The organism is Streptomyces sp. CB01635 (genome assembly GCF_002803065.1).
GTDB lineage: Bacteria > Actinomycetota > Actinomycetes > Streptomycetales > Streptomycetaceae > Streptomyces.
In genome coordinates this window covers 1-20,262 of sequence record NZ_NNBL01000040.1, presented here as the reverse complement: position 1 = coordinate 20,262, position 20,262 = coordinate 1, and the positions used below count along the sequence as shown (strand labels likewise).

Annotated in this window: 17 protein-coding genes, 3 tRNA genes and 1 pseudogene; 8 read left to right on the top strand and 13 right to left on the bottom strand. The window is 71.5% G+C overall.

The features are described 5' to 3' along the window. Nucleotides 1-2: 2 nt before the first annotated feature. From purF to purS, 8 genes are all read right to left on the bottom strand, one after another. Entirely contained in the window at nt 3-1,529 is a 1,527-nt protein-coding gene (gene purF / locus CG723_RS42705) for an amidophosphoribosyltransferase (protein WP_100598950.1), read from the bottom strand. Nucleotides 1,530-1,874: 345 nt separating this feature from the next. Then, the gene (locus CG723_RS42700; RefSeq protein WP_159032683.1) at nt 1,875-2,675 is read right to left on the bottom strand and encodes an META domain-containing protein; all 801 of its coding nucleotides are present in this window, start codon (nt 2,673-2,675) and stop codon (nt 1,875-1,877) included. A 52-nt stretch (nt 2,676-2,727) separates the two neighbouring features. Next, nucleotides 2,728-3,522 (bottom strand): maleylpyruvate isomerase family mycothiol-dependent enzyme, encoded by a 795-nt coding sequence (locus CG723_RS42695; RefSeq protein WP_100598948.1) that lies wholly within the window; start codon nt 3,520-3,522, stop codon nt 2,728-2,730. Between the two features lie 49 nt (nt 3,523-3,571). Further along, a complete protein-coding gene (locus CG723_RS48425; RefSeq protein WP_234374834.1) occupies nt 3,572-4,360 on the bottom strand; it encodes a hypothetical protein in 789 nt (262 codons plus the stop codon). Next, the gene (locus CG723_RS48420) at nt 4,285-4,809 is read right to left on the bottom strand and encodes a hypothetical protein (RefSeq protein ID WP_234374833.1); all 525 of its coding nucleotides are present in this window, start codon (nt 4,807-4,809) and stop codon (nt 4,285-4,287) included. The genes CG723_RS48425 and CG723_RS48420 overlap by 76 nt, the downstream gene beginning before the upstream one ends. Nucleotides 4,810-4,975: 166 nt before the next feature. Beyond that, on the bottom strand, nt 4,976-7,225 hold the full coding sequence (gene purL, locus CG723_RS42685) for a phosphoribosylformylglycinamidine synthase subunit PurL (protein ID WP_100598947.1): 2,250 nt from the start codon (nt 7,223-7,225) through the stop codon (nt 4,976-4,978). Beyond that, entirely contained in the window at nt 7,222-7,905 is a 684-nt protein-coding gene (purQ, locus tag CG723_RS42680) for a phosphoribosylformylglycinamidine synthase subunit PurQ (RefSeq protein WP_100598946.1), read from the bottom strand. The genes purL and purQ overlap by 4 nt, the downstream gene beginning before the upstream one ends. Continuing rightward, complete coding sequence (purS, locus tag CG723_RS42675) at nt 7,902-8,168, bottom strand: phosphoribosylformylglycinamidine synthase subunit PurS (RefSeq protein WP_100598945.1); 267 nt, start codon at nt 8,166-8,168, stop codon at nt 7,902-7,904. The genes purQ and purS overlap by 4 nt, the downstream gene beginning before the upstream one ends. 328 nt (nt 8,169-8,496) lie before the next feature. Between purS and CG723_RS42670 the strand changes: the two genes are divergently transcribed. From CG723_RS42670 to CG723_RS42635, 8 genes are all read left to right on the top strand, one after another. Further along, entirely contained in the window at nt 8,497-8,838 is a 342-nt protein-coding gene (locus CG723_RS42670) for a histone-like nucleoid-structuring protein Lsr2 (RefSeq protein WP_100598944.1), read from the top strand. 111 nt (nt 8,839-8,949) lie between these two features. Next, a tRNA-Gly gene (locus CG723_RS42665) sits at nt 8,950-9,021 on the top strand. A gap of 79 nt (nt 9,022-9,100) precedes the next feature. Next, nucleotides 9,101-9,176 (top strand) — tRNA-Gly (locus tag CG723_RS42660). Between the two features lie 154 nt (nt 9,177-9,330). Beyond that, nucleotides 9,331-10,302, top strand: a complete 972-nt coding sequence (locus CG723_RS42655) for an ABC transporter ATP-binding protein (RefSeq protein ID WP_100598943.1) — start codon at nt 9,331-9,333, stop codon at nt 10,300-10,302. Then, nucleotides 10,299-11,108, top strand: coding sequence for an ABC transporter permease (locus tag CG723_RS42650; RefSeq protein ID WP_100598942.1), 810 nt, complete (start codon nt 10,299-10,301; stop codon nt 11,106-11,108). The genes CG723_RS42655 and CG723_RS42650 overlap by 4 nt, the downstream gene beginning before the upstream one ends. 17 nt (nt 11,109-11,125) lie before the next feature. Beyond that, complete coding sequence (locus CG723_RS42645; protein WP_100598941.1) at nt 11,126-12,385, top strand: sensor histidine kinase; 1,260 nt, start codon at nt 11,126-11,128, stop codon at nt 12,383-12,385. After that, complete coding sequence (locus CG723_RS42640) at nt 12,382-12,990, top strand: response regulator transcription factor (RefSeq protein ID WP_100598940.1); 609 nt, start codon at nt 12,382-12,384, stop codon at nt 12,988-12,990. The genes CG723_RS42645 and CG723_RS42640 overlap by 4 nt, the downstream gene beginning before the upstream one ends. Before the next feature lie 23 nt (nt 12,991-13,013). Next, nucleotides 13,014-13,089, top strand: a tRNA-Gly gene (locus CG723_RS42635). A gap of 57 nt (nt 13,090-13,146) precedes the next feature. On the opposite strand, the gene CG723_RS42630 is transcribed toward CG723_RS42635, so the two are convergent. The 5 genes and pseudogenes from CG723_RS42630 to CG723_RS42610 form a co-directional block, all read right to left on the bottom strand. Then, complete coding sequence (locus CG723_RS42630; RefSeq protein ID WP_100598939.1) at nt 13,147-14,043, bottom strand: phosphoribosylaminoimidazolesuccinocarboxamide synthase; 897 nt, start codon at nt 14,041-14,043, stop codon at nt 13,147-13,149. A gap of 113 nt (nt 14,044-14,156) precedes the next feature. After that, the gene (locus tag CG723_RS42625; protein ID WP_234374832.1) at nt 14,157-15,698 is read right to left on the bottom strand and encodes a N,N-dimethylformamidase beta subunit family domain-containing protein; all 1,542 of its coding nucleotides are present in this window, start codon (nt 15,696-15,698) and stop codon (nt 14,157-14,159) included. A gap of 202 nt (nt 15,699-15,900) precedes the next feature. Continuing rightward, nucleotides 15,901-17,757: a hypothetical protein gene (locus tag CG723_RS42620; RefSeq protein ID WP_100598980.1), complete on the bottom strand. Its 1,857-nt coding sequence runs from the start codon at nt 17,755-17,757 to the stop codon at nt 15,901-15,903. A 274-nt stretch (nt 17,758-18,031) separates the two neighbouring features. After that, a complete protein-coding gene (gene purD / locus CG723_RS42615; protein ID WP_100598979.1) occupies nt 18,032-19,285 on the bottom strand; it encodes a phosphoribosylamine--glycine ligase in 1,254 nt (417 codons plus the stop codon). 187 nt (nt 19,286-19,472) lie between these two features. After that, a pseudogene (locus CG723_RS42610) lies at nt 19,473-20,262 on the bottom strand (DNA polymerase III subunit gamma and tau); the annotation flags it as partial.

The following is a 20,262-nucleotide window of genomic DNA, read 5'->3' as shown; positions in this document are numbered from 1 at the left end:
TCTTACGGGCGACGGAGGGCGTCGGTGGCGGCGGTGTTCGCCGGTCCTGCCGCGAGCTCGGTCTCCAGGAGCTGCTTGCCGAGCAGCTCGGGGTCGGGAAGGTCCATCGGGTACTCGCCGTCGAAGCAGGCGCGGCAGAGGTTCGGCTTGTCGATGGTCGTGGCCTCGATCATGCCGTCGATGGAGATGTAGGAGAGGGAGTCGGCGCCCAGGGACTTGCCGATCTCGTCGATCGACATGCCGTTGGCGATCAGCTCGGCGCGCGTCGCGAAGTCGATGCCGAAGAAGCACGGCCACTTCACGGGGGGAGAGGAGATCCGGATGTGGATCTCGGCCGCGCCCGCTTCGCGGAGCATGCGGACCAGGGCGCGCTGGGTGTTGCCGCGCACGATCGAGTCGTCGACGACGACCAGGCGCTTGCCCTTGATGACTTCCTTGAGCGGGTTGAGCTTCAGCCGGATACCGAGCTGCCGGATGGTCTGCGAGGGCTGGATGAAGGTCCGGCCGACGTACGCGTTCTTGACCAGTCCGGCGCCGAACGGAATGCCGGAGGCCTCCGCGTAACCGATCGCGGCGGGAGTGCCCGATTCCGGCGTCGCTATGACCAGGTCGGCCTCGACCGGTGCTTCCTTGGCGAGTTTGCGGCCCATCTCCACGCGGGAGAGGTACACGTTCCGCCCGGCGATGTCGGTGTCGGGGCGGGCCAGGTACACGTACTCGAAGACACAGCCCTTGGGCTTCGCTTCTGCGAATCGGGACGTGCGCAGGCCGTTCTCGTCGATGGCGACGAACTCGCCCGGCTCGATCTCGCGCACGTAGCTGGCGCCGCAGATGTCGAGGGCGGCGGACTCGGAGGCGACGACCCAGCCGCGCTCGAGCCGGCCGAGGACCAGCGGGCGGATGCCCTGCGGGTCGCGGGCCGCGTAGAGGGTGTGCTCGTCCATGAAGACGAGGGAGAAGGCGCCCTGAACCTCCGGAAGGATCTTGGCGGCGGCGTCTTCGATGGTCAGCGGCTTGCCGTCGTCGTCGACCTGGCCCGCGAGGAGCGCGGTGACGAGGTCGGTGTCATTGGTCGCCGCGAGCTGGGTGTTGCGGCCGTTCTCCTTGGGGAGGGCCGCGACCATCTCGGCGAGCTGCGCCGTGTTGACCAGGTTGCCGTTGTGGCCGAGCGCGATCGAGCCGTGCGCGGTGGCGCGGAACGTCGGCTGGGCGTTCTCCCACACGGAGGCGCCGGTGGTCGAGTAGCGGGCGTGACCGACCGCGATATGACCTTGGAGAGAGCTGAGAGAGGTCTCGTCGAAGACCTGGGACACGAGGCCCATGTCCTTGAAGACGAGAATCTGGGAGCCATTGCTCACCGCGATCCCCGCGGATTCCTGACCTCGATGCTGGAGGGCGTAGAGCCCGAAGTAAGTCAGCTTGGCGACCTCTTCACCGGGAGCCCAGACACCGAAGACGCCACAAGCGTCCTGGGGGCCTTTCTCGCCGGGGAGCAGATCATGATTGAGTCGACCGTCACCACGTGGCACGCCACCGAGTGTAGGCGAGATCGACCACTGGTCCGAATTGGCGAACGTGATCCCGCGCCTGGTCGAGCCGGTGGCGCCCGTCCGTGAAGCCCATGTCCGGGGGTGCGCCGGCCCCCGCCCGCCCCCTTCCGCCCGTCCCGGCCATTCGGCGCGATCATGATGCTGACCTGGTTCTTCGTGTGCTACGGGCATGGCTGGGCGGGCTCGGGTGCGGCGCCGGCGGCGGGTGCAGGGCGGTGGGTGCCGGTGGGGGCGGCGCCGGGCGCGTGGACGGTGACGAGTGTGACGGAATTCGCTGCGGAGGCGGGGGCGGGTTGCGGGGCGCGGGGTGCGGGCGCTGTCCGGTCAGTCCCGGCCCGCTCCCGCCGCGGCGCCGGTTCCGTCGGGAGCCGTCAGCGTGAGGGTGCGGCCCTGGACCTCGTACGACAGCTTCTGGGCGAAGAGCTTCAGGAGGGCGCGCTCGGTGTCCATGCGCGGGCCCTGGCAGAGCATGCGGGTGGTGACGGGCCTGCCGAGCGTGAGGTGGCCGTCGCGGAACTCGGCCTTCGCGCGGAAGCAGTTGCAACCGAGGTTTCCGGTGGCGGCGCCCTCCCGGCCGTCCTTCTCGAAGGTCATCGTGGCGCGGCCCGCGACCTCCTTGGGCAGCGAGGTCGCGACGTCGTCGGAGAGCAGGCTCGTGACGGTCCACTCGGTGCCGGTCAGCGGCGCCGGACGGTCCTTGACCAGGGCGATCGTGTCGCCGTCGTCGGTGGTGAGGGTGAGGTGGTCACCGTCGGTCCTGGCCCTGTTGCTGCCGCCGATGGCGCGGCTGAACGTCTTCTCGAAGTCCCGCTGCTTCTTGTCGGTGCACATCGTCATCGTCACGGCGGTCCTGCCGATACGGATCGTGTCGCCGTCGATCTCGGCCTCCGCGTCGAAGCTGTTGCAGCCGTTGTTGCCGCGCGCCCGGTCCGCCGAGGGGAACTCCACGTAGGTGCTCTCGGGGGCCTGTGTCGTCGCGCCGTCGACGGTGACGCTCTCGACGTCCCAGCGGACCCCGGTGACGGGCGCACCCGCGACGGACACGGTCTGTGATCCGCACGCTGCGACGGCCGCGAGGGGCAGGAGCGCGGCCAGGACGGTGAGGTTCCGGGATTGCTTGTGCATGGCGGTTGGACGGGCGGGGCGGTCGGATCGGTTCCCCCGATCCGCCATCGGGTCAGCTCATGAGGGGCAGCAGCTTGCTGAGATCGGCCCGCTCGCCGCTCGCGCTGACCTTCGCGTCGTCCACGGCGGCGCGCCACTCGACGCGTCCGGTGGCGAGGCGGATCCAGGTGAGCGGGTCCGTCTCGACGACGTTCGGCGGGGTGCCGCGGGTGTGGCGGGGGCCCTCGACGCACTGGACGACGGCGAACGGCGGGATCCGCACCTCGGTCGACGCGCCGGGCGCCTTCACGGCGAGGGCGTCGGCGAGCAACCTCGTACAGGCGGCGAGCGCCTGACGGTCGTAGGGGACATCGAGTCCGGGCAGCGCGTCGTTCAGGTCGTCGGTGTGGACGACGAGTTCGACGGTACGGGTGACGAGGAAGTCGGCGAGGGGCATGGCGCCGAACCGCGTGGGGACGAGGCGGGTGTCCGGGGCCTCGGCGAGGGCCGTCTCAAGACGGGCCGTAGTGCGCGCGAAGAGTTCCTCGGGTGTGGCGCTCGCGGCGAGTTCGCGGGTGCCGTCGGCGATGGCGGCGGACTCGGTAGCGGTCCCCGACGGCCAGTCCAGGAGCGGGAGTTCATGCTTGGCCGGCTCGGGCATCTCCAGCCCCCTGACCACCGCGCCGACCGCCATCGTGAAGTGCGCCGCCAGCTCCCGCACGGTCCAGTCACCGAGCCGGGTCGGGGCGCTGAGCTGCTCCTGCGTGAGGCTCGCCACTGCATCCCGTACGAGGGCGAACTGTGCGAGCACCGCCGTCCGGGTCTTGGCGGAGTCATAGGAGCGGGCGCGCTTCTTGGCCGGTGGCATGGGGGGAGCCTATGCCGCGACCGGCATGCGTTCCTCGCGGACGTGGGGCCTAGGCCCCGTCGGGTTCCGTCTGGAACGTCGAGGCGGCGGGGAACTTGACCTGCGAGCAGCCGCGGCGCTCGGTGACGTCGTCGACGTAGGCCCGGAAGACCTTCTCGAGGGCGGGGGTCATCAGGTCGTCGTAGCCGTAGGCGGCGGTCATGGTGTGGATCTGCGGTCGCCCGTCGCACTCGGATGAGGCCCACCAGACCGGTTCCTCGCTGCTGCGGCCCGCCTTGCCCGGTTCGGCCTCGTCCGCGGGCTCGTCGTAGTCGGTGCGGCTGAGCCTGATGGTTGTGGCTTCCTCTCCCGCGTAGGTGTGGAGGGAGACGAAGTACTGGCCCGGCCGCTTCGGGCTGATGAGGTGTTCGTGATCCTTCGTCCCGGCCAGCCAGAGCGCCCGGGCGCGGCTCCCGCCGAGGACGAGGCCGCAGCTCTCGTCCCACAACCTGTCGTCCGCACGGCTCTGGAGGACCTGGTCGGGGAGCCCCGGCCGGCGGGAGAGGCCCGCCTTCCCGTACCAGGCGCAGGTACCGTCGGCGCGCGCTGCCGGGACCGGGCCCTCGGTCAAGGCGGGGATGTCAGACGGAGGATCGGGCAGCCGTTCGGCGCAGCCGAGCCGCTCGGCGAGACGGTTGGCCATGGTGACCGCGGCCTTCGCGAGCGTCTGCCGGTCGTGCGCGCCGAGCTGGCCTTTCTCGGTGAAATGCGGGCCAGGGTCCATCAGTTCGGCCCGCGCCCACAGGTCCGTGACCGGAACTCCGTTGGACCGTCCCTTCGGGCAGGGGAGTTGGACCATGACCCCCGTGTCCCCCACCACGCCCGCCACACCGCGCCGAGCGGCTGGACGGGGTAGGTGGGGTCTCCGTTGAAGTCCACGAGTTCTTCCAGCGGGTCGTCGGTGACCACAGACTGTTCCGGCAGCGCACCCACCGTGCCCGTGAAGAACCACCGTTCGCCGCTGCTGGTGCCGTGCTTCTCGCCCGCCTCGGTGCTGAAGATCTCACAGTCCTGCGGCAGGCCGGCGTCGAGTTCGATCGTGCCCTCGTCCGCCTGTCGGTGCGAGAGAGTGCCGCCCGCCGGCGAGAGCGCGAGCACCCGCCCGGGCGGCACGATCCCCGCGCAGGCCTCGTCGATCTGGTGCCGGCCCTGCCAGACCTGCCAGATCTCGCGGCCGCTCCACCCGATCCCCGCCACGGCGACCAGGCACAGCAGTACGTTGACGGACTTGCGCACACGGCGCGGCACGTCCATCGCTCCTCCACCCCCCGATCCCGGCCTGCGAGTCATCGAAGCTACCAGCAGGGTGCGTGCGGGACGGCGCCTCACACCTGCCCGTGGGGCGCTCAACGCGAAGGCCCCACCCGGCAGTTCACAGCCGAGTGGGGCCTTCGCGTTCGTACGGGGACGATCGTCAGGCCAGCAGCGCCGGGATCGTCGCCTCGTGGGCCTCGCGGAGTTCCGTGAGGGAGAGGGCGAACTCGCCCTGGAGGTCGACCGTGTCGCCGTCGACCACGCCGATGCGGGTGGCCGGGAGGCCGCGTGCGCCGCACATGTCGGTGAAGCGCAGCTCCTCGCTCCGCGGGACGGCGACGACCGCGCGGCCCGCCGACTCGGAGAACAGGAACGTGAACGCGTCCAGGCCGTCGGGCACGATGAGCCGCGCGCCCTTGTCGCCGAGCATCGCCGACTCGACCACGGCCTGGATCAGACCGCCGTCGGACAGGTCGTGCGCGGCGTCGATCATGCCGTCGCGGGACGCCGAGATCAGGATGTCGGCGAGCAGCCGCTCCCGCTCCAGGTCGACCTGCGGCGGCAGACCGCCGAGGTGGTCGTGGACGACCTGCGACCAGGCCGAGCCGCCGAACTCCTCGCGGGTGTCGCCGAGCAGGTAGAGGAGCTGGCCCTCTTCCCTGAAGGCGACCGGCGTGCGGCGGGCGACATCGTCGATGACACCGAGCACGGCCACGACCGGCGTCGGGTGGATCGCCGCCTCGCCCGTCTGGTTGTACAGCGAGACGTTTCCGCCGGTCACCGGGGTGCCGAGGATCTGGCAGGCGTCGGCGAGACCGCGGATGGCCTCGACGAACTGCCACATGACGTCCGGGTCCTCGGGCGAACCGAAGTTCAGGCAGTCGGAGATCGCGAGCGGCTTGGCGCCGGTCGTCGCGACGTTCCGGTACGCCTCGGCGAGGGCGAGCTGCGCGCCGTGGTACGGGTCGAGCTTCGCGTAACGGCCGTTGCCGTCGGTCGCGATGGCGACGCCGAGCCCCGACTCCTCGTCGATGCGGATCATGCCCGAGTCCTCGGGCTGCGCGAGGACGGTGTTGCCCTGCACGAAGTGGTCGTACTGCGAGGTGATCCACTTCTTCGACGCCTGGTTGGGCGACGCGACCAGCTTCAGGACCTGGTCCTTCAGCTCCTCCTTGGAGGCGGGCCGCGGCAGCTTGTTCGCATCGTCGGCCTGGAGCGCGTCCTGCCACGCGGGGCGGGCGTACGGGCGCTCGTAGGTCGGGCCCTCGTGGGCGACCGTGCGCGGGTCGACGTCGACGATCTTCTCGCCGTGCCAGAAGATCTCCAGGCGGTCGCCGTCGGTGACCTCACCGATGACGGTCGCGATGACGTCCCACTTCTCGCAGATCTCGAGGAAGCGGGCGACCTTCTCCGGCTCGACGACCGCGCACATGCGCTCCTGCGACTCGCTCATGAGGATTTCCTCGGGCGAGAGCGTGGAGTCGCGCAGCGGTACGTCGTCCAGCTCGACGCGCATGCCGCCCGAGCCGTTGGACGCCAGCTCGCTGGTGGCGCAGGAGATTCCGGCGGCTCCGAGGTCCTGGATGCCGACGACGAGCTTCTCGGCGAACGCCTCCAGGGTGCACTCGATGAGGAGCTTCTCCTGGAAGGGGTCACCGACCTGCACGGCGGGACGCTTCGAGGGCTTCGCGTCGTCGAAGGTCTCGGAGGCCAGGATCGAGGCGCCACCGATGCCGTCACCGCCCGTCCGGGCCCCGTACATGATGACCTTGTTGCCCGGTCCTGACGCCTTCGCGAGGTGGATGTCCTCGTGCCGCATGACGCCGATGGCGCCCGCGTTGACCAGCGGGTTGCCCTGGTAGCAGGCGTCGAAGACGACCTCGCCGCCGATGTTCGGCAGGCCCAGGCAGTTGCCGTAGCCGCCGATGCCCGCGACGACACCGGGCAGGACACGCTTGGTGTCGGGGTGGTCGGCGGCGCCGAAGCGCAGCGGGTCCACGACGGCGACCGGGCGCGCGCCCATCGCGATGATGTCGCGCACGATGCCGCCGACGCCGGTGGCCGCGCCCTGGTAGGGCTCGACGTACGACGGGTGGTTGTGCGACTCGACCTTGAAGGTGACGGCGTAGCCCTGGCCGACGTCCACGACACCGGCGTTCTCACCGATGCCGACGAGCAGCGCGTCGGACTGCGGCGCCTTCTCGCCGAACTGGCGCAGGTGGATCTTGGACGACTTGTACGAGCAGTGCTCGGACCACATCACGGAGTACATGGCGAGCTCGGCGCCGGTCGGGCGGCGGCCGAGGATCTCCACGACGCGCTCGTACTCGTCCTTCTTCAGGCCGAGTTCGGCCCAGGGGAGCTCGACGTCGGGGGTCTGTGCGGCGTTCTCAACGGTGTCGAGGCTCATGAGGCGGCGACCAGCTTCTTGAGGATCGAGGTGAAGAAGGGGAGGCCGTCGGTGCGACCGGAGCCGACGAGCGGCTCGACGGCGTGCTCCGGGTGCGGCATCAGACCGACGACATTGCCCGCCTCGTTCGTGATGCCGGCGATGTCGCGGAGCGAGCCGTTCGGGTTGAAGCCCACGTAACGGAAGGCGACGCGGCCCTCCGCCTCCAGCATGTCCAGCGTGCGCTCGTCGGCGACGTAGCGGCCGTCCATGTTCTTCAGCGGGATGTGGATCTCCTGGCCGGCCGTGTAGTCGGCGGTCCAGGCGGTGTCCGTGTTCTCCACGCGCAGCTTCTGGTCACGGCAGATGAAGTGCAGATGGTCGTTGCCGAGCATCGCGCCGGGGAGCAGATGAGCCTCGGTCAGGACCTGGAAGCCATTGCAGATACCGAGAACGGGAAGACCCGCCTTGGCCTGGTCGACGACGCTCTCCATCACCGGCGAGAACCGGGAGATGGCACCCGCCCGCAGATAGTCGCCGTAGGAGAATCCACCGGGCAGGACGACAGCGTCGACCTGCTTCAGATCCTTGTCCTTGTGCCAGAGGGCTACGGGTTCCGCACCGGCGAGTCGGATCGCGCGCTGCGTGTCCCGGTCGTCGAGGGATCCGGGAAAGGTGACGACTCCAATACGAGCGGTCACTTTTCTGCCCCCACCGCGGGTTCTTCCACCTTCACGGTGAAGTTCTCGATCACGGTGTTGGCGAGGAACGTGTCGGCCAACTCGTGGATACGGGCGAGGACGGCATCGTCAACGGGCCCGTCAACCTCGAGTTCGAATCGCTTTCCCTGACGTACGTCGGAGATGCCCTCGAAACCGAGGCGCGGCAGTGCACGCTGCACCGCCTGGCCCTGGGGGTCGAGGATCTCCGGCTTGAGCATGACGTCGACTACGACGCGTGCCACTGGCACTCCCGGTGTGTGGTGCTGAGCAGGTCCCTTCAGACTACCCGGACAAAATTTCTACTCGCGTAGACCGTAGGAAGCTACGAGAGCCGGATCACGTTACTGCAACAGCCCCGGTGACCCCGTGGAAAATCCGGGGAAAGATTTCGGAGACCCATTGCCTCCGGACACGCGGGGGGATTTAGTCGGTCTTCACAATGCAATGCCATGCAGGGTAAAAAGGAAATGGCGAAAGCGGGCAGTTCGCCTCTGCTTTGCCCCATAACAGCCGGACAGTCGACATCGGCGCACGTCAAGGTGCAGATGTCGCACGAAGGGACCGATATTCGTGGCGCAGCGTGTCGTGGTCACTCTCTCCGACGACATCGACGGCGGAGAAGCCGCAGAAACGGTCGCGTTCGGTCTCGACGGCAAGTCGTACGAGATCGACCTGAATCCAGCCAATGCCAAGAAACTGCGCAAGGCGCTGGCTCCCTTCCTCCAGGCCGGCCGCAAGCAGACCGGCTCGGGCCGTGCGGCGTCGGGGAAGACCGTCAGGAGCTTCAAGCACACCGCGGTGTCCGCCGACCCGGCGACCGTCCGCGCCTGGGCGCGCTCGCACAAGATGGACGTCCCGCCACGCGGCCGCATCCCCAAGCGGGTCTACGAGGCGTTCGAGGCGGCCAACTGACCCCCTCCGGCAGCCCGCAGAGCAGCCGACTTGCGCTGCACCCCTGTTGATCAGCTAAAGTCTGGAGCACGCCGAGGGGCGAGGCCGAAAGGCCGGACCTCACGGAGTCTTGCGGGTGTAGTTCAGTAGTAGAACATCCCCCTTCCAGGGGGAAGGCGCAGTGTGCAATTCCTGTCACCCGCTCTGCATCGCGTACCGACCACTCTTCGGAGTGCGGTAGGCTGGTGCTCGCGCCGATCGATGAGAGTCGATCGGAGGCAGTGCGAACGTAGCTCAGTTGGTAGAGCGCAACCTTGCCAAGGTTGAGGTCGCGAGTTCGAACCTCGTCGTTCGCTCCAGTTGAAGGCCCCGGTCCATCGGACCGGGGCCTTCTGCATGTCCGCCCCCTCTCATCTCCTGCGGCACATGTCCGCGACCCGCTCTGACATTTGTCATGCGGTTCGGTGACAGCGCGCACTGCTCCTCGCCCCGGCCCCGGGAAAGGCTCGGAGCATGGAAACGAACGAGCGCGTGATCGACGTCACCGATCTGCGACGCGTGTACGGGGGCTCGTACGAGGCGGTGCGCGGAGTGACCTTCTCCGTCGCCCGCGGAGAACTCTTCGCCCTCCTCGGCACCAACGGCGCGGGCAAGACCTCCACCGTCGAACTCCTCGAAGGACTCGCCGTCCCGGCCGGCGGCCGTGTACGGGTCCTCGGGCACGACCCGTACACGGAACGCGACCTGGTCAGGCCGCGCGTCGGGGTCATGCTCCAGGAAGGCGGCTTTCCGTCCGAGCTGACCGTCGCCGAGGCCGTCCGGATGTGGGGCGGATGCACGAGCGGTGCCCGGCCCGCCGGTGAGGCCCTTGAGCTCGTCGGGCTCGAACGGCGGTCCCGGGTCCGCGTGAAGCAGCTGTCCGGCGGCGAGAAGCGGCGCCTGGACCTGGCGCTCGCGCTGCTCGGCCGGCCCGAGGTCCTCTTCCTCGACGAGCCGACCACCGGCCTCGACGCCGAGGGACGGCGCGCCACCTGGAACCTGGTGCGCGAGCTGCGCGCCGAAGGCACCACCGTGCTGCTGACCACCCACTACCTCGAAGAGGCCGAGGAGCTCGCCGACCGGCTCGCCATCCTGCACGAGGGGCGGATCGCCGCCGAGGGCCGCGTCGACGAGGTCGTCGCCGCCCAGCCCTCGCACATCTCCTTCGAACTTCCCGACGGCTACTTCCCCGGCGACCTCCCGCCGCTCGCCGAGCTCGGCGTCAGCGGCCACGAGACGGACGGCCGCACCATCCGGCTGCGGACCGGCGAGCTCCAACGGGCCGCCACCGGGCTCCTGTTGTGGGCCAGGGACGCCCGGGTCGAGCTGCGGGGGCTCGACGTGCGCAGCGCGTCCCTCGAAGAGGCGTTCCTGCGGATCGCGCAGGACGCGCGTACGGAAACCATGGCCGGCACGGAGCACAGGGACGAGGTGGCGGCGCGATGAGCGCGGTCGTGACGGACAGGACGAAGCCCGCGGTCACGGGCCGCACGACGGCCGCAGGGCGGATGCGGGCGCTCGCCCGCGCGGAGCTGACGCTGATCGGGCGCAGCAAGGGCACGCTCTTCACCGCGGTGTTCGTGCCGCTGGTGCTGCCGTTCAGCGTGCGCTCGTCGATCGACAGCATGGACCTGAAGGGTGCGGGGCTCACCGTCGGCTCGGTGCTGCTGCCGTCCGCGATCGGCTTCTCCCTCCTCTTCGCCGTCTACAGCGCGCTGGTCGGCGTGTACGCGGCGCGGCGCGAGGAACTCGTCCTCAAGCGGCTGCGCACCGGTGAGCTGCGGGACGCGGAGATCCTCGCGGGCGCCGCGGTGCCCTCCGTCGCCATCGGCCTCGCGCAGAGCCTCGTCCTCGTCGCCGCCTGCACGGCGTTCCTCGACGTGGGAGCTCCGCAGGCGCCGTACTACGCCGTCCTGGGGCTGCTGCTGGGGCTGGTGATGTGGCCCGCGCTCGCCGCCGTCACCGCGAGTTTCAGCAAGAGCGTCGAGAGCGCGCAGGTCGCGGCCATGCCGCTGCTGCTCCTCTCGATGCTCGGCTCCGGCACCGTCGTACCGCTCGAAGTCATGCCGGACCGCCTCGCGTCGGTGTGCGAACTGCTCCCCCTCACGCCGGTGATCACCCTCGTACGGGGCGGCTGGACCGGGGATCTCTCCGCGTACGACGCCCTGGGCGCCGTCGCCACCGCTGTGGCCTGGACCGTCCTCGCCGTGTTTGCTGTACGACGGTGGTTCCGCTGGGAACCACGGCGGTGATCCGACGGAGCGGGGACATGAAGCGGCCTGGCGCGTGGTGGCGGGGGAAGAGCACCCCGGCGAAGGTGGAGACGTACACACGGTGGTCTCTGCACTCCTTCGGGCTCGTCGAGATCTGCTGGCTCGGGCCGCTCGCCTTCGGTGAGGTGCCGGCCGCGCTCGCGTGGACCCTGTTCCTCGCGCTCTGTGCGCATGCCGTGTTCGGCGCGGTGACCACGTCCAGGGCGCTCGACTGGACGCGCGGCCGGCGCGAGCAGCCGGTCCGCCTCGTCATCGCGTACGGCGTCGTCACCGCTGTGATCGCCGTCGGGACGCTCGGCGTGATGCTGCGGGTGCCCGCGGACGAGGAGGCCGGCACCCGCACCGCGCTCGTCCTCTTCGTCGGCATCCTCATGGTCGGCGCGGGCTGTGCCACGCCCGGGCTGCGCACCCGCAGGCGGGTGATCGGCGCGGCGCTCGGCGCGTCCCTCGGAGCCGGGGCGGCGTCCGTGCCGTCCGGGCTGCCCGCGCCCGCCGCCCTCATCACGGCGGCCACCGTGCTGTTCACCACCGCGATCTTCGCGCTGACCGCCGGATTCTCCGTCTGGCTGCTGAACGCCGTCCACGAACTCGACGAGGCCCGCGAGACCAGGGCGCGGCTCGCCGTCGCCGAGGAGCGGCTGCGGTTCGGGCGCGATCTCCATGACGTGATGGGCCGCAATCTCGCCGTGATCGCGCTCAAGAGCGAGCTCGCGGTCCAGCTCACCCTGCGCGGGCGGCCCGAGGCCGTGGACCAGATGACCGAGGTGCAGCGCATCGCCCAGGAGTCACAGAGGGAAGTACGGGAGGTCGTACGCGGCTATCGCGAAGCCGACCTGTCGGCCGAACTGGCGGGCGCGCAGGGCGTGTTGACCGCAGCGGGGATCTCCTGCGAGGTGACAGGTCCGGCCGCCGAGCTGCCCGGCCCCATACAGTCCGCCCTCGGCTGGGTCGTCCGCGAGGCCACGACGAACGTCCTGCGGCACGGGGACGCCCGGCGCTGCGACATCGGCGTACGGGTGGGGCCGGACGCGGTGGTCCTGAGCGTGGAGAACGACGGGGCCGGAACGCCTGGGGCCCTGAGCGGCGGGTCGGGGCTCGCGGGGCTGCGGGAGCGCCTTGCCGAGGTCGCCGGAACGCTTGAGGCCGGTGTGGTGCCGGATGCGGACGGGATGTTCCGGGTCGTGGCCGAGGTGCCGCTCGCCGGGCCCACCGTGGAACAGCGGCGCGACGCCGCGTACGAAAGGAGCGCCGGGTGACCGTGCGCGTGCTGCTCGCCGATGACGAGCACCTCATCCGCGGGGCGCTCGCCGCGCTGCTCGGGCTCGAGGACGATCTGGTCGTCGTCGCCGAGGCCGCCACCGGGCCCGAGGCGCTCGCCATGGCCCGGGCGCACCGGCCCGATGTGGCCGTGCTCGATCTGGAGATGCCGGGCGCCGACGGTGTGAAGGTCGCCACAGCGCTGCGCGGTGAACTGCCCGCGTGCCGGGTCATGATCGTGACCGGTCACGGGCGGCCGGGACATCTGAAACGGGCCCTGTCCGCCGGGGTGCGCGCCTTCGTGCCGAAGACCGTGAGCGCCCAGCGGCTCGCCGAGATCATCAGGACCGTGCACGCGGGAAACCGTTATGTGGACCCGGAGTTGGCGGCCGACGCGATCGCCGCGGGCGACTCCCCGCTGACCGCACGCGAGGCCGAGGTGCTCGAATTCGCCGCCGACGGGGCGCCCGTGGCGGAGATCGCGGAGCGCGCCGCGCTCTCGCAGGGGACCGTACGGAACTATCTGTCGTCCGCCGTCTCGAAGCTCGGCGCCGAGAACCGGCACTCGGCAGTGCGGCTCGCACGGGAGCGAGGTTGGGTATAGTTGCTCTCGCGCCACGGCGCAGTGCGAACGTAGCTCAGTTGGTAGAGCGCAACCTTGCCAAGGTTGAGGTCGCGAGTTCGAACCTCGTCGTTCGCTCCACAGAAAGCCCCCGGCACCTCAGGTGCCGGGGGCTTTCACGCATCTGCGGCGCCGTGGTTACCAGCTGACGCCGGTCAGGCGCTCGTACGCCTCGATGTACTTGGCGCGCGTCGCGTCCACGATCTGCTGCGGAAGCGCCGGCGGCGGCTGCTCGCTCTTGCGGTCCCAGCCCGACTCGGGGCCCGTCAGCCAGTTCCGCACGTACTGCTTGTCGAACGACGGCTGGGCGTGGCCCGGCTCCCACTCGGCGGCGGGCCAGAAGCGGGACGAGTCCGGGGTGAGGACCTCGTCGCCGAGGATCAGCGCCTCGCCGTCGAAGCCGAACTCGAACTTGGTGTCCGCGAGGATCACGCCGCGCTCCCGCGCGATGTCCCGGGCCCGGCCGTAGACGGCGAGCGTCATCTGGCGCAGCTGGGCGGCGGTCTCCGCGCCGACCTGGCGGGCCACCTCCTCGTACGACACGTTCTCGTCGTGCTCGCCGACCTCGGCCTTCGTGGCGGGCGTGAAGATCGGGGCGGGCAGCTCAGAGCCGTCGGTCAGGCCCTCGGGCAGCGCGAGGCCGCAGACCGTGCGCGAGTCGTTGTACTCGACGAGGCCCGAGCCCGTGAGATAGCCGCGGGCCACGCACTCGACGGGGACCATGCGCAGCGACTTGCAGATGAGGGTGCGGCCCTGCCAGTCGGCGGGGGCGCCGGGCGGCAGCTCGGTCGACAGGACGTGGTTGGGGACCAGGTCGGCGAGCTGGTCGAACCACCACAGCGACAGCTGCGTGAGCACGCGGCCCTTGTCGGGGATGGGGGTGGGCAGCACCCAGTCGTAGGCGGACATGCGGTCTGAGGCGACCATCACGAGGTCGCCCGCCTCGTTCCGGTACAGGTCCCGCACCTTGCCGGTGTGGAGGTGTACCAGGCCCGGCACCTGCTGGGGTTCGGGCTTTTCGACGAATCCGGACACGGTTCCTCCCCGTGGATATGTACGAGTGCACCTGATTCTCGCTCATACGGGGATGAGTTTTGGCCACGGGTCCGGCGGGCGGCAGCTGCGGAGACGGGTCGGGGCGCGGCTGGTCAGTCGCGTTTGCAGATCCGGTCGAGGAGGTTGGCCGTCGCGCGCTGGATCCGCGGGTCGACATGGCCGGGGCGGTCGAGGGCCGGGGACCAGGCGAACGTGCCGGACGCGAAGACCAGCGATCCGGACGGCGCCCGGTACAGGGACGTCTCCTGGTGGCGCGGCGCCCGCTCGCTGTCGCGGTAGGGCGAGTGGGCGAGCAGGATGCGGTCCTCGTGCTCGGGCAGCGCGGTGCGCGGGAAGTAGCGGTCGGCCTCGCCCGCGACCAGGCCGTCGATCTCGTCGCCCTCGTGCGCCCCGGTGGCCTCCCACAGCCAGTGGTCGGCGTTCCGCACGACGAGGGGGTGAGGCTCCGGGACCCGGCCCGCGTACTGGATGCCCATGAGCTGCTGCTCGGGGCGGTCGATCTCGCGCCACAGGGCGGACTTCCCGGGCGCTCTGCGCTTGTGGCAGGTGAGCAGCCGGTCCGGCACGCCGGACGGGGACGGGCCCAACTCCACCTGCCAATACATGGTGTTGGCGGAGAGGAAGACGAGTGACGTGCCGTGCTCGCGGGCCACTTCGGTGGTGCGGCGCATCGGCGTCGACCAGTACTCGTCGTGGCCGGGGAAGACGAGGCCCCGGTAGCGGGTCGGGTCGATGCGGCCCGCGTGCAGGTCGCGGGCGTCGGCGTACGCGAGGTCGTAGCCGTACCGCTCGGCCCAGCGGATGAAGTCGTAGGCGTGGCCGACGTGCAGGGGGAGGCCCGCGCCGGCGTACGGGCGGTCGAAGGAGACCGTCGTCGCGGCGTCGCCCTCGCCGAGCAGCCGCCCCTCCTGGTCCCACGCGTGGTAGAGGCTCGCGCCCGTGTGCCCGTCCTCCGGATAGAGGTTGTACGCCTGCCAGGTCACGTCCGGCAGGAGCAGGAGGAGATCGGCGGGCCGGCTGTCGCGGACCGTGAAGGGGACGTGCGAGCGGTAGCCGTCGACGGTGGTGAGGACGGCCACGTACGCGCCCACGTTCCAGAACGACGGGATCTGCAGGCGCCAGGACAGCCACCAGTGGTGGCAGGAGACCGTACGGTCCGCGGTGAGCGGGGCCGGCTGGACGATGCCGGAGAGCCGCGGGCTGGTGATGATCTTGCTGGCGCCGTCGCCGCCGTAGTGACCGATGCGGTAGATGTCGACGCTGAACTGCTGGGGCGGGTCCACCGTGATGTGGAAGTCGATCGCCTCGCCGGGCGCGGCCGCTCCGGTCGACGTGAAGCCCTTGATCTGGCGGTGCACGTCGTCGGCCATGCGGGGGCCGCCGGTGCGGGGGCTGGGGATGCTGGTCGCGATGGTGCTCGCACCGGGCTGGGGGGCGTGGTCGACGTACCAGGGGACCACCTGGCCCGTGTCGTCGAAGTAGTGCTCGCTGCCGCGCAGCCACGGCAGGGGGCCCTGGCCGAAGGGGTCGCTCACGGCGTGGGCGAGCGCGCCGGACTCCCAGCGGCGGATGGTGCGGGGTGACCGCGCGTGTTCCGGCCACCCGGCCTTCTGCCCCTCCCGTTCCGGCCCCATGCCCGCTTCCCTCCCTCGCTCCCCCGAGCCCTCGTGCGCTCCGTCTGTCAGCGACCGACCCCAGCACATCACATTACGCACGCACTCCGTCACCGTTCGTCGCGAATTGACGTGAACGGAACGTGAGCCTCCGGAGGTTGGGGGTGGACGGTGCGGATGCGAGAGGCGCGGGGTGCGGGTGTGCCGCGATTGCCGTCGCGGCCTACACCAGTCGGACCGGCTTCTCGGGGCGGATGCCGAGGCGGGTGAGCCAGGCGCGCAGAGGCTCCGGGTCCCCGTCTTCCACGAGGCTCAGGACCCGCGGGGTCAGATCCTTGGCGCGCTCGCCGTCGACCAGGAGTGAGGGGCCGTCCAGCCAGTCGAGGCCGGGGGCGGCTCCGGCCGTGTCCACGGCGGCGCAGCACACCATCGCCGTGACGTGGTCGGCCACCAACTCGCGTCCCGTGCGGGGTGGTTGGAGCGGGAAGAGCGGGAGCATGCCTTCGTCCCACAGCGCGCCGTCGGGCCCCTGTCCGGCGGCGGGCACGGGCGGGGCCGGGCGCTCACACTCCTCGCGGGCCGACTCGGCACTGAGGCCGGCGGCGAGAAGAGCGGTGGGGGTGTCCTCGCGGTCCTCGGGGCCCTCGGGGGCGGTGGAGTCGTCGTCGGGGGAGACGGTGGCGTCGGTGTCGGCGGCGGCGGTGAGGTCCTTGGCGGGGACGGTGGGATCTTCCCGGTCTACGGGGGCCACGGGCCCTACGGAGTCCCCGGCGCGCGTCGCCGTTGCGAGGTGCTCCATCACCCGGGCGAGTGTCGGGCCCTCCGGGTCGGGGGACGCGGGGTCCGCGGAGCTGCGTACGCCCAGTGCGTCGAGGACGCGGTGGAGACGCGCCGCGTCCATGCGCCACTTACGGTCCACGACCTCGTCCGGATACTCCTGCCAGTCGACCGGCGCCCAGTCGGGGCCCGGCTCGGCGGGGCCTCCGTGGAACAGCCGGGCCGCGAGCAGCGACGCCGCCTCGTCCACCGTGCCCGGCTCCTCCAGCAGATCGCAGGCGGGCCGCTCCCCGAGCCGGGAGGCGAAGCCCTCGGCGAGGCGGTCGCGCCGGGAGAGCTCGGTGAGGGCGGCGACGACGCCCACGTCCAGACGGGAGGGCCAGCGCCCCATGCGCCAGGCGGGCAGTGCGACCCGGGTGAGGAGCCGGTCCCAGCCCGCGTAGGCCAGGCCGACCTGCTCCTGGGCGACGATCCGCACGCCGTAGTCCACCGTCTGTGCGCGCTCGGCGGCGGCCGCGGCGACCCCGCGCTCCATCTCGCCGGCGTGGCCCCGGCAGCTGCGAAGGAGCAGGCGCGCGACCCAGCCGACGCAACCGAGGACCGCCCGCCCCAGCGGTCCGCGACCGGGCGCCGCAGCGACGGCGACCGCCGCGTCCAGGCCCCGCACGAAGCGGCGCGCGGCCGCTATGTCCGGATGCGCCGACGGCCCCGTACCGGCGACGACCGGGGCGAGTACGGCGCGCAGCTCGCCCACGCGCATCCACCACAGGAAGGGGGAGCCGATGACCAGGACGGGCGCGGCCGGCACCCGGCCTCTGCCGGCGCCGCCGCCCCGGATGCCCGGGCCGTCGGCGTCACGCGGGATCCGGCCCTCGTCGTCCTTGGGTCTGGGCGGTCCGTGCGCGGGATGCGTACGGTCCTCCAGCCAGCTGTCGCAGTCCGGGGTGAGCGCTATGGCGGAGGGGGCCGGGACGTCGAGCCGGTCGGCGAGATCGCGCACCAGCCGGTAGAGATCGGGGGCCCGCTCCTCGGCGATCGGCACCGTCGGGCTGACCGCCGGGCGGGCGCGGGCCACCACGAGGGCGATGCCCGCCGCGCACGCCAGGACGACCAGGGCGAGGACCGTCACGAGCCACCGCACCGTCCGCCAGCCGTCGCCGACCATGTGCCCGGTGGCGGCGCCCGCGGCCAGCACGACCGCGAAGGCCGCGGGCAGCAGGGCGACGGCCAGCGCTCTGCCGCGGATGCGCAGCACCGCGAGAGCCCGGGAGCGCGCGGCCCGCGCGCCCATCTCCGCACCCATACCGGACACGACCGATGTCACCCCCTGCTGCTTATGTTTCCTGCACCCATGGCGTTGTCCACTCCCCCACTGTGGCACCCGTCACTGACATCGCAATGCCGGTGGGCCAAGTGCCCGAACGCTTCCGCCGCACCCTAGTTGGGGTTCAAGGCATCGTCAGCCGGATGGACGAGCGGTCACTCGATGGAATGGCTTTGGGTAGAGGTGGATGACATTCAGGCCCCTGATCCGCTTCGGATCAAGGGCCTGAGGTCCACGCAGGTGAGGCTTGCGGTCAGGCCTCCGCGGCCGCCTTCGCCGCGATGTCGGTGCGGTGCTGCGAGCCGTCGAGGCCGATCCGCGAGACCGCCGCGTACGCGCGCTCGCGGGCCTGTGTGAGGTCCGAGCCCGTCGCGGTCACGGAGAGCACACGGCCACCGGCGCTGACGACGGCGCCCCCGTCCCGCTTCGTCCCGGCGTGCAGGACGTACGCGTGGGGCGCGTCCTGCGCGGCCACGTCGGCGAGACCGGTGATGGGGTCGCCGGTGCGCGGCGTTTCCGGGTAGTTGTGGGAGGCCACGACGACGGTCACGGCCGCCTCGTCGCTCCAGCGCAGGGGCGGCAGGTCCGCGAGCGTGCCGTCGGCCGAGGCGAGGAGGACGCCGGCGAGCGGGGTCTTCAGGCGGGCCAGGACGACCTGGGTCTCCGGGTCGCCGAACCGGGCGTTGAACTCGATGACCCGCACGCCGCGCGAGGTGATCGCGAGCCCCGCGTACAGCAGGCCGGAGAAGGCCGTGCCGCGGCGGCGCAGTTCGTCGACCGTCGGCTGGAGGACCGTCTCCATGACCTCGTCGACGAGCTTCGGGTCGGCCCACGGGAGCGGCGAATAGGCTCCCATGCCACCGGTGTTGGGGCCCGCGTCGCCGTCGAGCGCGCGCTTGAAGTCCTGCGCGGGCTGGAGCGGGACGACGGTCACGCCGTCGGTGATCGCGAAGAGCGATACCTCGGGGCCGTCGAGGAACTCCTCGATGACGACGCGGTCGCAGGCGTTGGCATGCGCGCGGGCGGCCTCGAGGTCGTCGGTCACGACGACGCCCTTGCCGGCAGCGAGGCCGTCGTCCTTGACGACGTACGGGGCGCCGAAGGCATCGAGCGCCTCGTCGACCTCGGCCGGGGTGGTGCAGACGTACGAGCGGGCGGTCGGCACTCCGGCCCCCGCCATCACATCCTTGGCGAACGCCTTCGAGCCCTCCAGCTGTGCGGCTTCCCCGGAGGGACCGAAGCAGGGGATGCCCGCGGCGCGTACGGCGTCGGCGACCCCTGCGACAAGGGGCGCCTCCGGGCCGACCACGACGAGGTCCGCGGCCAGCTCACCCGCCAGCCGGGCCACGGCAGCGCCGTCGAGGGCGTCGACCGGGAGCAGCTCGGCGACCTCGGCGATTCCTGCGTTGCCGGGCGCGCAGTGCAGCGCGGTGACGTCGGGGTCGAGGGACAGTGAGCGGCACAGGGCGTGTTCGCGGGCGCCGCTGCCGATGACGAGGACCTTCACGCCAGCCAGCATAGGCGGCGGGCCGGTGTGCTCTTGTACGGGCCGCCGAGAGCGGGGGCGGCGGGGGTTCGTGCGTTTCTCCATGGGACGGGGTGCCGGGGGGCGGTCCGGGGCCTTTACGGGGGGCTGAGCCGGGCAGTGGCTGTGCTGCGTGGCCCGTGCTGTCCGGCCCCCGCTACGAGGCCGCCTACTCGTTCGTGAATTCCTCGACGACCGTCGCCCCGAGCTCGCGGACGATCAGGTCGTGGCCGGAGAGGACCCCCGACTCGTCGAGGTCGGCGTCGTCGTCGGCCGGGATGTCGTCCTCGATGGAGACCGGGGGCGGCTCCGGGGCCGCCGGTCTCGGCGCGGGGGCGGAGGCCTGCGGAGCGGACCGGTCCGGGGGGCGCGGCGCGGCCGGGGCCTGTGCCTGCGGGGCCGACGGGCGCGGCGGAGTGGGTGCCGCGGGGGCACCACCGCCGCCCTGGCCCGCGTAGCCACCGCCCTGGCCCGGGTAGCCGCCGCCCGGAGCGGGGGGCGGAGCCTGGCCGCCACCGCTGCCGCCCGAGGGGTCGACGACCGCCTCGACCTTCCAGTGGACGCCGAACTGCTCGGCCAGCGCCGTCCGCAGGACCTCTTCGCTGCCGCTGCTCGCGAAGTTGTCCCGCGCTCCGGCGTTCAGGAAGCCGAGCTGGAGAGTCGTGCCGTCGAAGCCGGTCACCTGCGCGTTCTGGCTGAGCAGGATCCAGGTGAAGCGGCGCTTGTTCTTGACCACTTCGAGGATGTTCGGCCACAGACTGCGCGGGTCGAGCCCACCGGCGGCGGGCGGTGCCGCGGCGGGGGGCTGAGCGGGCGCCTGCGGCTGGGGCTGGTGCTGGGCGGGGGGCGGCGTTGGCGCCGCGGGGGAGGGCTGGCTCCCACCGGTTCCTCCGCCGGTGCCTCCGCCGGTGGGCGCGGCCGTGGGCCAGCCGCCGGGGCGCCTGCGGCCACCGGCGGGG

Coding starts and splice junctions, on each gene's coding strand:
- CG723_RS42700 (WP_159032683.1), bottom strand. CDS start 2,675: ATGCACAAGCAATCCCGGAACCTCACCGTCCTGGCCGCGCTCCTGCCC.
- CG723_RS42695 (WP_100598948.1), bottom strand. CDS start 3,522: ATGCCACCGGCCAAGAAGCGCGCCCGCTCCTATGACTCCGCCAAGACC.
- CG723_RS48425 (WP_234374834.1), bottom strand. CDS start 4,360: ATGGTCCAACTCCCCTGCCCGAAGGGACGGTCCAACGGAGTTCCGGTC.
- purL (WP_100598947.1), bottom strand. CDS start 7,225: ATGAGCCTCGACACCGTTGAGAACGCCGCACAGACCCCCGACGTCGAG.
- CG723_RS42655 (WP_100598943.1), top strand. CDS start 9,331: ATGGAAACGAACGAGCGCGTGATCGACGTCACCGATCTGCGACGCGTG.
- CG723_RS42650 (WP_100598942.1), top strand. CDS start 10,299: ATGAGCGCGGTCGTGACGGACAGGACGAAGCCCGCGGTCACGGGCCGC.
- CG723_RS42645 (WP_100598941.1), top strand. CDS start 11,126: ATGAAGCGGCCTGGCGCGTGGTGGCGGGGGAAGAGCACCCCGGCGAAG.
- CG723_RS42625 (WP_234374832.1), bottom strand. CDS start 15,698: ATGGGGCCGGAACGGGAGGGGCAGAAGGCCGGGTGGCCGGAACACGCG.
- CG723_RS42620 (WP_100598980.1), bottom strand. CDS start 17,757: ATGGGTGCGGAGATGGGCGCGCGGGCCGCGCGCTCCCGGGCTCTCGCG.